The organism is Cupriavidus sp. UME77 (genome assembly GCF_014170355.1).
GTDB lineage: Bacteria > Pseudomonadota > Gammaproteobacteria > Burkholderiales > Burkholderiaceae > Cupriavidus > Cupriavidus basilensis.
The window spans coordinates 82,819-94,167 of the sequence record NZ_LZZU01000010.1 but is presented as its reverse complement, the minus strand read 5'-3'; the positions used below and the strand labels follow the sequence as shown (position 1 = coordinate 94,167).

Genomic DNA, 11,349 nt, shown 5'->3' with positions numbered 1-11,349 from the left:
GTGATACACTTTCGCCATTCCTCCCGGACGCCCCTCATGAAATTCTGCTCGAACTGCGGCCATGCGGTCGTGCTGCGCATCCCTGAAGGCGACTCGCGCCTGCGTTCAGTGTGCGACAACTGCAGCACTATCCACTACGTCAACCCGCGTAATGTGGTCGGCACCATTCCCGTGTGGGAGGACAAGGTCCTGCTGTGCAAGCGCGCCATCGAGCCGCGCTACGGCTTCTGGACGCTGCCGGCCGGCTTCATGGAGATCGGCGAGACCACCGCGCAGGGCGCCGCGCGCGAGACGCTGGAGGAAGCCGGGGCACGGGTGCAGATCGGTGAGCTCTTCTCGATCCTGAATGTGCCGCATGTGCATCAGGTGCACATGTTCTACCTGGCAACGCTGGAAGACCTGGACATCTCGGCGGGCGAGGAAAGCCTGGAGGTAAAGCTGGTCGAGGAAGCCGACGTACCCTGGGACGAACTGGCCTTCCCCACCGTGATCCATTCGTTGCGCTGCTTCTTCGCGGATCGCGCGGCGGGACGGCTAGCCGACGGCACTTTCCGCCTGCACAGCCTGGATATCGACAAGCCGATGCGCCCGCTGACCACCCGGGCCACGGTCGAACCCTGAACCCGGGCACGTTGCCCGCACTTCCCGCATGATCACCTGGCTGGATCCGCATGATCCGTTCCCGCCGGTCGAGCGTGCGCTCGGCCCGGGCTCCGACGCGCCCGGCCTGCTTGCGGCCAGCCGCGAGCTGTCGGCCCAGCGCCTGCTGCTGGCTTACCGGCAAGGCATCTTTCCCTGGTATGCCGAAGGCCAGCCGGTGCTGTGGTGGAGCACCGATCCCCGCATGGTGCTGCCGCCGCAGGCGCTGCGCGTTTCCAGCACCTTTCGCAAGACCCTCAAGCGCGTGCTGCGCGACCCCGACTGGGAAGTCCGCGTCGACGACGACTTTGTCGCCGTGATGCAGGCCTGCGCCGAAACCCCGCGCGATGGCCAGCACGGCACCTGGATCACCGAGGACATCATCGCCGCCTATGGCGCACTCCACCGCAATGGCCTGGCCCATTGCGTGGAGACCTGGTACCAGGGCGAGCGCGCGGGCGGCCTGTACGGCGTGGCGCTCGGGCGGATGTTCTATGGCGAATCGATGTTCGCGCGGCTCACCGATGCGTCCAAGATCGCCCTGGCCGCGCTGTGCGCGTTCCTCGGCAACCACGGCGTGGCGATGATAGACTGCCAGCAGGAAACCGATCACCTGGCTTCGCTCGGGGCGAGTCCCATCCCGCGTGCGGAGTTTGCGGCCCATATCCGCATTGCCACCCGCCAGCCGGACATCGTGCCGTGGGGTTTTGACAAGACGGTGCTGCAGAGATGGACCCAGGTGCAGCCCTAGGGCGCGCCGCATTGGCCACTCGCCGCAAGGCCTGGTCGCCGCGCCATCGGCTTTCCCGCGTTGCTGTTTCATCCCTGGCCGTTGCAGACACATGAGCAAGCTAAAGGAACTCCCCCTTTCCGCGTTGCAGTTCTACGCTACGGCACCCTACGCTTGCAGCTACCTCGATGGCCGCATGGCGCGCTCTCAGGTCGCCACGCCCGCCCACCTGATCAATGCCGATGTCTATTCGCGGCTGGTGCGCGCCGGCTTCCGGCGCAGCGGCATCTTTACCTACCGCCCCTATTGCGATGAATGCCACGCCTGCACGCCGTGCCGCGTGGTGGTCGACCAGTTCCGCCCTGACCGCAGCCAGCGCCGGGCCTGGCGCCAGCACGGCAGCCTGCAGGCGCTGGTGGCGCCTCTGACCTACGTGGAAGAGCATTATTCGCTCTACCTGCTGTACCAGTCGATGCGCCACGCCGGCGGCGGCATGGACCAGGACAGCCGCGACCAGTACGAGCAGTTCCTGCTGCAAAGCCGGGTCAACTCGCGGCTGGTGGAATTCCGCGAGCCGCCGGGCTCGCCCGAGGCCGGGCGGCTGCGCATGGTCAGCATGATCGATGTGCTCGACGACGGCCTGTCCTCGGTCTACACCTTCTACGACCCGCTGGAGGTGCATGCCAGCTACGGCACCTACAACATCCTGTGGCAGATCCAGCAGGCCCGCGAACTCGCCCTGCCCCACCTGTACCTGGGCTACTGGATCGCCGATAGCCGAAAAATGGCCTACAAGGCGCGCTACCAGCCGCTGCAGGTGCTGACCGCAAACCAGTGGCGCGCGTTCGATGCGACGCCAGCGTCGCTGCGGGATGCGGCGCCCGCCGTGGCGTCGCCCACCGCTGTGCCGGTCGTGCCACCGCAGCCCGGCGACGAAGCCCCGGAAAACAGCCTGTAGCGGACAGCCTGCGCGAGTCATGCCCGCGCCAGCGGCGCAGTACCCGATCCGGCCCAACCGTTACAATGCCGCCTTGGTCCCGACTTCCAAGCTGATTCCCTGTGCTGAACGCGCTCTACCCCCTGTTTCGCCCCGCCCTGTTCTCGATGGATGCGGAGGACGCTCACCATTTCACCCTCAACAACCTGCTCCGCGCCAAGCGCATGGGGCTGGCGGGCTGCATCGGCAATACCATCGCCGATGACCCGCGCACGGTGATGGGTGTGCGCTTCCCCAACCCGGTTGGCCTGGCCGCCGGGCTCGACAAGGATGGCGCCTACATCGACGGGCTGGCCGCCTTCGGCTTCGGCTTTATCGAGGTGGGCACCGTAACGCCGCGCCCGCAGGCGGGCAACCCGCGGCCGCGCATGTTCCGCCTGCCGCAGGCGGACGCGCTGATCAACCGCATGGGCTTCAACAACGGCGGCGTGGATGCCTTTATCGCCAATGTGAACGCGTCGCGCTGGAAGGCTGAAGGCGGCGTGCTGGGCCTGAACATCGGCAAGAACGCCGATACCCCGATCGAGCGCGCGGTGGACGATTACCTGCACTGCCTGGAGAGGGTCTACCCGCACGCCAGCTACGTCACCGTGAATATCTCCTCGCCGAACACCAAGAACCTGCGCCAGCTGCAGGGCGCCAGCGAGCTCGACCACCTGCTCTCCACGCTCAAGGACGCCCAGCAGCGCCTGGCCGACAAGTACAAGCGCTACGTGCCGCTCGCGCTCAAGATCGCGCCGGACCTCGATGCCGACCAGATCGGCAATATCGGCGATGCGCTGGTCCGCCACCGGATCGACGGTGTGATCGCCACCAACACCACGATCGCCCGCGACGCCGTCAAGGGCCTGCCGCACGGCGAGGAAGCTGGCGGCCTGTCAGGCCGGCCGGTGTTCGAATCCTCCACGCGCGTGGTCAAGAGCCTGCGCGCGGTGGTTGGGGACGCGGTGCCCATCGTCGGCGTGGGTGGCATCTTCAGCGGTGCGGATGCGCAAGCCAAGATCGCGGCGGGCGCCCAACTGGTGCAGGTGTACAGCGGGTTGATCTACCGCGGCCCGGTGCTGGTCAAGGAATGCGCCGCCGCGCTGCGCGCCTGACGGCCGCGGCCCAAACCCGTTTTTGCGCCTTATCACCCCAGCCTCACAAGGATAGCCATGGAAACCACCCGTCTTGGCCGCAGCGACCTGCAGGTTTCGCGCATCTGCCTGGGCACCATGACCTTCGGCGAGCAGAACACCGAAGCCGAAGGCCACAGCCAGCTCGACTATGCGGTGTCGCGCGGCATCAACTTCATCGACACCGCCGAGATGTACCCGGTCAAGCCGCGCGCCGAAACCTATGGCAGCACCGAGCGCATCGTCGGCACCTGGCTCAAGCGCCAGCAGCGTGAGCGCATCGTGCTGGCCACCAAGGTGGCGGGCCCGGCGCGCATGCCATGGATCCGCAATGGCGGCGACCTGACCCCGGACAGCATCCGCGCGGCGGTGGACGCCTCGCTGGCACGCCTGCAGACCGATTACATCGACCTGTACCAGATCCACTGGCCCGCTCGCAACGCGCCCATCTTCGGGCAAAAGCAGTTCGATCCGGCCAATGAGCGCGAGTGCGCCTCGATCCAGGCGCAGCTCGAAGCCATGGGCGAGCTGGTGCGCGCGGGCAAGATCCGCTATGTCGGCGTGTCCAACGAAACGCCGTGGGGCGTGGCCGAATTCGTCAAGCAGGCGGAGCTGCACGGCCTGCCGCGCATCGCCACCATCCAGAACCCGTACAACCTGCTCAACCGCAGCTTCGAGCAGGGCCTGGACGAGGCGTGCTTTCGCACCGACGTCAGCCTGCTGGTATACAGCCCGCTGGCCTTTGGCCAGCTCACCGGCAAGTACCTCGGTGGCGACCTCGCCCACCCCGTGTTTGACGCGCAGGCCAAGGGCCGACTGACCCGCTTCCCGCCCGACTGGAGCCCGCGCTACCTGCGCCCGGAAAGCCTGGCCGCGGCCGCCCGCTACGTGACGCTGGCACGCGAGCACGGCCTCTCGCCGGCAACGCTGGCGCTGGCCTGGAGCTACTCGCGCTGGTTCGCGGCGAGCACCATCATCGGCGCCACCTCGCTGGAACAACTTCGCGAGAACATCGATGCCTGGCAAACGCCGCTGCCCGAGGCGGTCACCGCGGCCATTGCCCGCATCCACGCCGAAATCCACAATCCGGCGCAGTAACGTTTCCCCATTCCAGGCACCGGGGACGGTGCGCCGCCCGAAGCCGCCCATCGCGTGCTCCGGGCCTGCCGTTTTCCCCTACTGACGCGCTGGAACAGGGCAAATTCCGCCTCGAAAATGGTATCCTCGCAGGCTTATCGCCGTCGTATCCGCTGTACAAGAGCGTCCCCCAGCCTGCCGCCTGGTGTATCGCCCACACAATGGACCGGCCGGTTGGCGCAGCGCGCCGCCGGGCAAGACGGCGGACCAGTTCTTATCGAGAACGAAACGCGGCTCATCACCCAGAACCCATATCCGGGGGAGATTAAAAATTATGAAGTGTCTCAAGACATCGACCAAGACCATCCTGGGCAGCGCCGTCGCCCTCGCGCTGCTGTACGGCGGCGCCGTGCAGGCCCAGACCGTCAAGGTGCTCTCGATCGTCGACCATCCCGCGCTGGACGCCATCCGTGACGGCGTGCGCGACGAGCTGAAGACCGCCGGCTTTGACGCCGACAAGAACCTGAAGTGGGAATACCAGAGCGCGCAGGGCAATACCGGCACTGCCGCGCAGATCGCCCGCAAGTTCGTCGGCGACCAGCCCAACGTGATCGTGGCCATCGCCACGCCGTCGGCCCAGGCCGTGGTGGCCGCCACCAAGTCGGTGCCGGTGGTGTACTCCGGCGTGACCGATCCGGTCGCCGCCCAGCTGGTCAAGAGCTGGAGCGCATCGGGCACCAATGTGACCGGCGTGTCGGACAAGCTGCCGCTGGATCGCCAGGTTGCCCTGATCAAGCGCGTGGTGCCCAAGGCCAAGACGGTCGGCATGGTCTACAACCCCGGTGAAGCCAACTCGGTGGTGGTGGTCAAGGAACTGAAGGCGCTGCTGGCCAAGGAAGGCATGACGCTGAAGGAAGCCGCAGCACCGCGCACGGTCGACATCGGCGCCGCCGCCAAGAGCCTGATCGGCAAGGTCGACGTGATCTACACCAACACCGACAACAACGTGGTGTCGGCGTACGAAGCCCTGGTCAAGGTCGCCAACGAGTCGAAGATCCCGCTGGTAGCCGCCGATACCGACAGCGTCAAGCGTGGCGCCGTTGCCGCGCTGGGCATCAACTACGGCGACCTCGGCCATCAGACCGGCAAGGTGGTGGTGCGTATCCTGAAGGGCGAGAAGCCCGGCGCGATCGCTTCGGAAACCAGCGACAAGCTGGAGCTGTTCGTGAACACCGGCGCGGCCGAGAAGCAAGGCGTGACGCTGTCGCCCGAGCTGATCAAGGAAGCGAAGACCGTCATCAAGTAATCACGGCACGCTGACCCTGCGCGTTCGCGCGCAGGTGGCTCTATCCGGGCCCGCCCCCGGAAACGCCTGCGCCGCGCCGCCTGACCCGGGCAGCGCGCCAGGCGTTTTCAGATTCGGCCTCCCGTGCCGGACACAAGCAACTGGATTTCCCCCATGTCCCTCTTTTCCCTGCTGGGCGCCCTGGAGATCGGCCTGATCTTCAGCCTCGTCGCCCTGGGGGTGCTGATCTCCTTCCGCATCCTCAATTTCCCCGATCTGACCGTCGATGGCAGCTTCCCGCTGGGTGGCGCCGTGGCGGCCACGCTGATCGCCTCGGGCCAGGATCCGTTCATCGCCACCGCGCTGGCGATTGTTGCGGGTGCCTTTGCCGGCTTCGTCACCGGCTGGCTCAACGTGCGCCTCAAGATCATGGACCTGCTGGCCAGTATCCTGATGATGATCGCGCTGTACTCGATCAACCTGCGCATCATGGGCAAGCCCAACGTGCCACTGATCACCGAGTCGACCATCTTCACCATCCTGCAGCCGGACTGGCTGCCCGACTACATGCTGCGCCCCGCGCTGCTGCTGATCGTGGTGGTCGTGGCCAAGCTTGGCCTGGACTGGTTTTTCTCCTCGCAGCTCGGCCTGGCCATGCGAGCCACCGGCGCCAACCCGCGCATGGCGCGCTCCCAGGGCATCGCCACCGGCCGCGCCACGCTGGCGGGCATGGCGCTGTCCAACGGCCTGGTGGCCCTCGCGGGCGCGCTGTTCGCGCAGACCCAGGGCGGCTCCGATATCTCCATGGGCATCGGCACCATCGTGATCGGCCTGGCCGCGGTGATCATCGGCGAGAGCATCCTGCCGGCGCGCCGGCTGGTGTACACCACGCTGGCCGTGGTGCTGGGCGCCATCCTCTACCGCTTCTTCATTGCGCTGGCCCTGAACAGCGAGTTCATCGGCCTCAAGGCACAGGACCTGAACCTGGTCACTGCCGTACTGGTGACCGGTGCCCTGGTGTTGCCCGGGACCCGCAAGAAGCTGTTCGGCCGCAAGAACGGAGGTGCCTGAGATGCTGCGCGCACAAGACCTGAAACTCACCTTCAATCCCGGCACCCCGATCGAGACGCGCGCGCTGCGCGGCCTCAGCCTGGATATCCCGACGGGCCAGTTCGTTGCCGTGATCGGCTCCAACGGTGCCGGTAAATCCACCTTCCTCAATGCCATCAGCGGCGATCAGATGGTGGACACCGGCCGCATCACGATCGACGACGTCGACGTCACGCGCAAGCCCGCCTGGGACCGCGCCCCGCTGGTGGCGCGTGTCTTCCAGGACCCGATGGCGGGCACCTGCGAGGCACTGACGATTGAAGAAAACATGGCGCTGGCCATGGCGCGCGGCAGCCGCCGGGGCTTTCGCGCGGCGCTGAACAAGCCCTCGCGCGAGCTATTCCGCGACAAGCTGCGCCTGCTCAACCTCGGCCTGGAGAACCGCCTGACCGACCGCATCGGCCTGCTGTCGGGTGGCCAGCGCCAGGCCGTGAGCTTGCTGATGGCCTCGCTGCAGCCCTCGCGCATCCTGCTGCTGGACGAGCACACCGCTGCGCTGGACCCGAAGACCGCCGCCTTCGTGCTGGAGCTGACCGCCAAGATCGTGGAGGAAGCCAAGCTCACCACGATGATGGTCACGCACAGCATGCGCCAGGCGCTGGACTACGGGCAACGCACCGTGATGCTGCACCAGGGCCAGGTGGTACTGGACGTGTCGGGCGACCAGCGCGCCGGGCTGGACGTGCCGGACCTGCTGCGCATGTTCGAGCAGACGCGGCATGAGCAGCTGGATGACGATGCCCTGCTGCTGGGCTGAGCCTCGCGCTGCGCTCGCTTAGCCACGCACCCATGCAAAAGGCCCCTGCGCAAGCGGGGGCCTTTTGCATTCGGGCAAGGCGTGTGGCTGCTCAGGCTGTGGCCGCCTTGTCCAGCCAGCGCTTGAGCTGGTCGGTAACGGCGGTGCTCGAGAACGAGCAGCTATCCTGCGCAAATACGGCCGCCATCTCCAGCCGGCGCAGCAGTTCTTCCATCGCCTGCCCGAACATCGGCGGCAGCACCAGGCCGGGAGCTGCCTCGCGCCAGCTGCGCACCAGGCCATCGGCCGCGAGCTGGCCGCCAATGTGTTGTTCAAGTGCGGCGCGCATCGTTGCCAGCGCCGGTGCATTGTTCGTGGTCGTGGCCATCAACGCGCCCTCCTTTCTTTGTAAAGTTCGCGGAACGTGCGTCCGCTCGGTGCCGGCAGGTCGCGGGTCTCGGTCCAGCCACGGCCAGCCATCGGCAAGCTGGCAATCAGCTTGCTGCTGCCGCCCATGCGCGCGAGCAAGCGCGCGCCGATGCGGGTGGCGAAGGCGTATAGCCCCGGGCGGCGCGCCACGTAGCCCCACACTTGCAGCCCGAGCCGCTCTTGCCAGGGACGCAGGCCACGCTCCATCTGCTTCTCGCGCAGCTTGCGCAGCAGGTCCGACAGCGGGATCGAAGCCGGGCACACGCGGTTGCATTCCCCGCACAGCGTGGCCGCCTGCGGCAGGTCCAGCGCGTTGGCAATGCCGACATAGCTCGGCGTCAGCACGCTGCCCATCGGGCCCGGATAGACCCAGCCATAGGCATGGCCGCCGATCTTCTGGTACACCGGGCAGTGGTTCATGCAAGCGCCGCAGCGGATGCAGCGCAGCATGTCCTGGAAATCGCCGCCGATCAGGCCGCTGCGCCCGCCGTCGACCAGCACGAAATACATATGCTCCGGACCGTCGCGCTCGCCCTCGGCGCGCGGGCCGGTCAGCAGCGAAAAGTAATTCGAGATGGCCTGGCCGGTGGCCGAGCGCGGCAGCAGCCGCATCACGGTGGCCAGGTCTTCCAGCGTCGGCAGCACCTTCTCGATGCCGGTCACGGCCACGTGCACGCGCGGCATCACCGTGCACATGCCTTCGTTGCCTTCATTCGTCACCACCGCCACCGAGCCTGTTTCGGCAATGATGAAATTGCCGCCGGTCACGCCCATGTCAGCCGACAGGAATTCCGGCCGCAGCACTTCACGCGCTTCGCGCGTCATCTCCGGGATATCGGTCAGGCGCGGTTTGTGGTGGACCTTGGCGAAGAGATCGGCGATCTCTTCCTTGTCCTTGTGCACGACCGGGGCAATGATGTGCGACGGCGGCTCGGCATCGTTGATCTGCAGGATGTATTCGCCCAGGTCCGTCTCGATGCTCTGCACGCCCATCTCGCCCAGCACCTGGTTCAGGCGCATTTCCTCGGTCACCATCGATTTGCTCTTGATGACCTTCTTCACCCCGTGCTTGCGCGCAATCTCGGCTACCAGCCGCGCGGCGTCGGCCGTGGTCTCGGCAAACAGCACGGTGGCGCCGCGGCGCGTGGCGTTTTCCTCGAAGGTGGCGAGCCACACGTCGAGGTTCTGCAGCGCGCGGTCGCGGCGCTCCTTGAGTGCCTCGCGGGTGGCATCGAAGTCGATGTCGCGCATGGCGTCGGCGCGCGCCGTGACGAATTTGGTGGAGAGCTTCTTGAGGTTCTGCTGCAGGCGCTGGTCGGCCAGTTTCTGGCCCGCGCGCGCTTTGAACTCCATGCTGCGAACTTGCATAGCGGGGATCTCGCTAAGGTTTGTTTTTCAGCTGGCCGGGATCAGGCATCACCGGCGAGCACTTGCGCGATATGCAGCACCTGGGTACGCGTGTCGCCGGTCCTGCGCAGGCGCCCCTCGATATTGAGCATGCAGCCGAGGTCGCCCAGCACCACGGCATCGGCACCGCTGGCCTTGATGTTGGCGCACTTCTCGTCGACGATGGCCGTGGAGATATTGCCGTACTTGACCGAGAAGGTACCGCCGAATCCGCAGCAAGCCTCGCAGTCCTTCATCTCGCTGAGCTGCACACCGGGCAATTGCGCCAGGAGAGCGCGGGGCTGGCTCTTGACGCCCAGTTCACGCAAACCGGAGCAAGAGTCATGGTAGGTAATGCGGCCCGTGAACTTTGAGTCGAACTCGCCCAGCTTGGCCACGTTGGCCAGGAAATCGGTCAACTCGAATACGCGCGAGCGCAGGCCTTCATAGCGGCCATTCAACTCGGGATCGTCGCCGAGCAGGTCCGCATAGTGGTGCAGCACCATGCCGCCGCAGGATCCGGACGGAATCACCACGTAGTCGAACATTTCGAACTCGCGCAGGAATTTTTCCGCCAGGTCGCGCGATGCCGTGCGCTCGCCCGAGTTGTAGGCAGGTTGCCCGCAACACGTCTGGGCTTCGGGCACCATCACCTCGAAGCCAGCCTTCTCCAGCAACTTGAGCACCGAGAAGCCGATTTCCGGACGCATGAGGTCCACCAGGCAGGTGGCGAACAGACCAACTCGCATTGTTTCCCTTTTCCAGACCCCGAAACCCCGCAATTATGCGCCCTTGCGTACCGGCCAGCATACAAAAGCGTGCACGGCAGGGGTGAATTCGCCGCATTTTTGCATGCCTTTTTCGACACATTCGCCATCAGCAAAATCCGAAGATTCTTTCGGCAATGCCATTTCACCTATTGAAATTTTCACAATGCGAGATAGAATCAGGCAACCGCTTAATTTGCCGCACGGCAACATTTCCCCATGGCAGAAGCAGACAAAGCCCCCGGCAAGACGTCCATCCAGGTCATCGAACGCATGATGACCCTGCTGGATGCGCTCGCCCAGCACGCTGATCCGGTCAGCCTCAAGGAGCTGTCGCTGACCACCGGGCTGCACCCTTCCACCGCGCACCGCATCCTCAATGACATGGTGGCCTGCCGCTTTGTGGACCGCTCCGATCCGGGCAGCTACCGGCTTGGCATGCGGCTGCTGGAGCTTGGCAACCTGGTCAAGGCCCGGCTGTCGGTACGCGACGCCGCGCTGGCACCGATGCGGGCCCTGCACCGCGTGACGGGCCAGACGGTGAACCTGTCGGTGCGGCAAGGCGACGAGATCGTCTACATCGAGCGCGCCTATAGCGAGCGCTCCGGCATGCAGGTGGTACGCGCCATTGGCGGCCGCGCGCCGCTGCACCTGACTTCGGTTGGCAAGCTGTTCCTGGCCGCCGATGAAGTGGCACGCGTTCGCAACTACGCCACCCGCACCGGGCTGGCCGGCCACACCCGCACCTCGATCACCGACCTGATCAAGCTCGAGCGCGAACTCAACTGGGTGCGCACCAACGGCTATGCGCGCGACAACGAAGAGCTGGAACTCGGCGTGCGTTGCATCGCCGCTGGCATCTACGACGACTCACGCCGTCTGGTGGCCGGATTGTCGCTCTCGGCCCCGGCCGACCGCCTGCAGGACAGCTGGCTGCAAAACCTGAAGGACACCGCGTTGCAGATCTCGCGCGGCATGGGCTACGCGACTGACGTCGCAGCCTGAACACGGCGGGGTGGACGGCGCGGGGAGCCACGCGCCCTTCGCGCCGAACCCTTGCCTCGCCCGCTTCCCCTTT

The 11,349-nt window shown here is 66.0% G+C and carries 12 protein-coding genes; 9 read left to right on the top strand and 3 right to left on the bottom strand.

All coding sequences use genetic code 11. From position 1 onward, the window contains the following. The first annotated feature begins 36 nt into the window (after positions 1-36). The 8 genes from A9975_RS04435 (at position 37) to A9975_RS04400 (ending at position 7,710) form a co-directional block, all read left to right on the top strand. Positions 37-621 carry an NUDIX hydrolase gene (locus A9975_RS04435; protein WP_043345274.1) on the top strand — a complete coding sequence of 195 codons (585 nt, stop codon included), beginning with the start codon at positions 37-39 and terminating at the stop codon, positions 619-621. A gap of 28 nt (positions 622-649) precedes the next feature. After that, positions 650-1,390, top strand: coding sequence for a leucyl/phenylalanyl-tRNA--protein transferase (gene aat / locus A9975_RS04430; protein WP_183031555.1), 741 nt, complete (start codon positions 650-652; stop codon positions 1,388-1,390). Between the two features lie 91 nt (positions 1,391-1,481). After that, entirely contained in the window at positions 1,482-2,327 is an 846-nt protein-coding gene (locus A9975_RS04425; RefSeq protein ID WP_174422708.1) for an arginyltransferase, read from the top strand. A 101-nt stretch (positions 2,328-2,428) separates the two neighbouring features. Then, positions 2,429-3,463, top strand: coding sequence for a quinone-dependent dihydroorotate dehydrogenase (locus A9975_RS04420; RefSeq protein WP_183031554.1), 1,035 nt, complete (start codon positions 2,429-2,431; stop codon positions 3,461-3,463). Between the two features lie 57 nt (positions 3,464-3,520). Continuing rightward, a complete protein-coding gene (locus tag A9975_RS04415; protein ID WP_183031553.1) occupies positions 3,521-4,579 on the top strand; it encodes an aldo/keto reductase in 1,059 nt (352 codons plus the stop codon). A gap of 313 nt (positions 4,580-4,892) precedes the next feature. Beyond that, positions 4,893-5,864 (top strand): ABC transporter substrate-binding protein, encoded by a 972-nt coding sequence (locus A9975_RS04410; RefSeq protein WP_183031552.1) that lies wholly within the window; start codon positions 4,893-4,895, stop codon positions 5,862-5,864. A 153-nt stretch (positions 5,865-6,017) separates the two neighbouring features. After that, a complete protein-coding gene (locus A9975_RS04405) occupies positions 6,018-6,914 on the top strand; it encodes an ABC transporter permease (protein WP_150987764.1) in 897 nt (298 codons plus the stop codon). Between the two features lies 1 nt (position 6,915). Then, positions 6,916-7,710, top strand: a complete 795-nt coding sequence (locus A9975_RS04400; protein WP_150987767.1) for an ABC transporter ATP-binding protein — start codon at positions 6,916-6,918, stop codon at positions 7,708-7,710. Positions 7,711-7,801: 91 nt separating this feature from the next. Here A9975_RS04400 and A9975_RS04395 read toward each other — a convergent pair whose 3' ends face one another. From A9975_RS04395 to A9975_RS04385, 3 genes are read right to left on the bottom strand one after another with little or no spacing between them, the layout of a single operon-like run. Beyond that, positions 7,802-8,077, bottom strand: coding sequence for a hypothetical protein (locus A9975_RS04395; protein ID WP_043345256.1), 276 nt, complete (start codon positions 8,075-8,077; stop codon positions 7,802-7,804). Continuing rightward, on the bottom strand, positions 8,077-9,486 hold the full coding sequence (locus tag A9975_RS04390) for a LutB/LldF family L-lactate oxidation iron-sulfur protein (RefSeq protein WP_183031551.1): 1,410 nt from the start codon (positions 9,484-9,486) through the stop codon (positions 8,077-8,079). The genes A9975_RS04395 and A9975_RS04390 overlap by 1 nt, the downstream gene beginning before the upstream one ends. A gap of 41 nt (positions 9,487-9,527) precedes the next feature. Next, a complete protein-coding gene (locus tag A9975_RS04385) occupies positions 9,528-10,253 on the bottom strand; it encodes a (Fe-S)-binding protein (protein WP_183031550.1) in 726 nt (241 codons plus the stop codon). Positions 10,254-10,490: 237 nt separating this feature from the next. Here A9975_RS04385 and A9975_RS04380 point away from each other — a divergent pair, with 237 nt between their 5' ends. Then, a complete protein-coding gene (locus A9975_RS04380) occupies positions 10,491-11,276 on the top strand; it encodes an IclR family transcriptional regulator (RefSeq protein WP_150987776.1) in 786 nt (261 codons plus the stop codon). Positions 11,277-11,349: the final 73 nt, after the last annotated feature.

Coding starts and splice junctions, on each gene's coding strand:
- A9975_RS04435 (WP_043345274.1), top strand. CDS start 37: ATGAAATTCTGCTCGAACTGCGGCCATGCGGTCGTGCTGCGCATCCCT.
- aat (WP_183031555.1), top strand. CDS start 650: ATGATCACCTGGCTGGATCCGCATGATCCGTTCCCGCCGGTCGAGCGT.
- A9975_RS04425 (WP_174422708.1), top strand. CDS start 1,482: ATGAGCAAGCTAAAGGAACTCCCCCTTTCCGCGTTGCAGTTCTACGCT.
- A9975_RS04415 (WP_183031553.1), top strand. CDS start 3,521: ATGGAAACCACCCGTCTTGGCCGCAGCGACCTGCAGGTTTCGCGCATC.
- A9975_RS04410 (WP_183031552.1), top strand. CDS start 4,893: ATGAAGTGTCTCAAGACATCGACCAAGACCATCCTGGGCAGCGCCGTC.
- A9975_RS04405 (WP_150987764.1), top strand. CDS start 6,018: ATGTCCCTCTTTTCCCTGCTGGGCGCCCTGGAGATCGGCCTGATCTTC.
- A9975_RS04400 (WP_150987767.1), top strand. CDS start 6,916: ATGCTGCGCGCACAAGACCTGAAACTCACCTTCAATCCCGGCACCCCG.
- A9975_RS04395 (WP_043345256.1), bottom strand. CDS start 8,077: ATGGCCACGACCACGAACAATGCACCGGCGCTGGCAACGATGCGCGCC.
- A9975_RS04390 (WP_183031551.1), bottom strand. CDS start 9,486: ATGCAAGTTCGCAGCATGGAGTTCAAAGCGCGCGCGGGCCAGAAACTG.
- A9975_RS04385 (WP_183031550.1), bottom strand. CDS start 10,253: ATGCGAGTTGGTCTGTTCGCCACCTGCCTGGTGGACCTCATGCGTCCG.
- A9975_RS04380 (WP_150987776.1), top strand. CDS start 10,491: ATGGCAGAAGCAGACAAAGCCCCCGGCAAGACGTCCATCCAGGTCATC.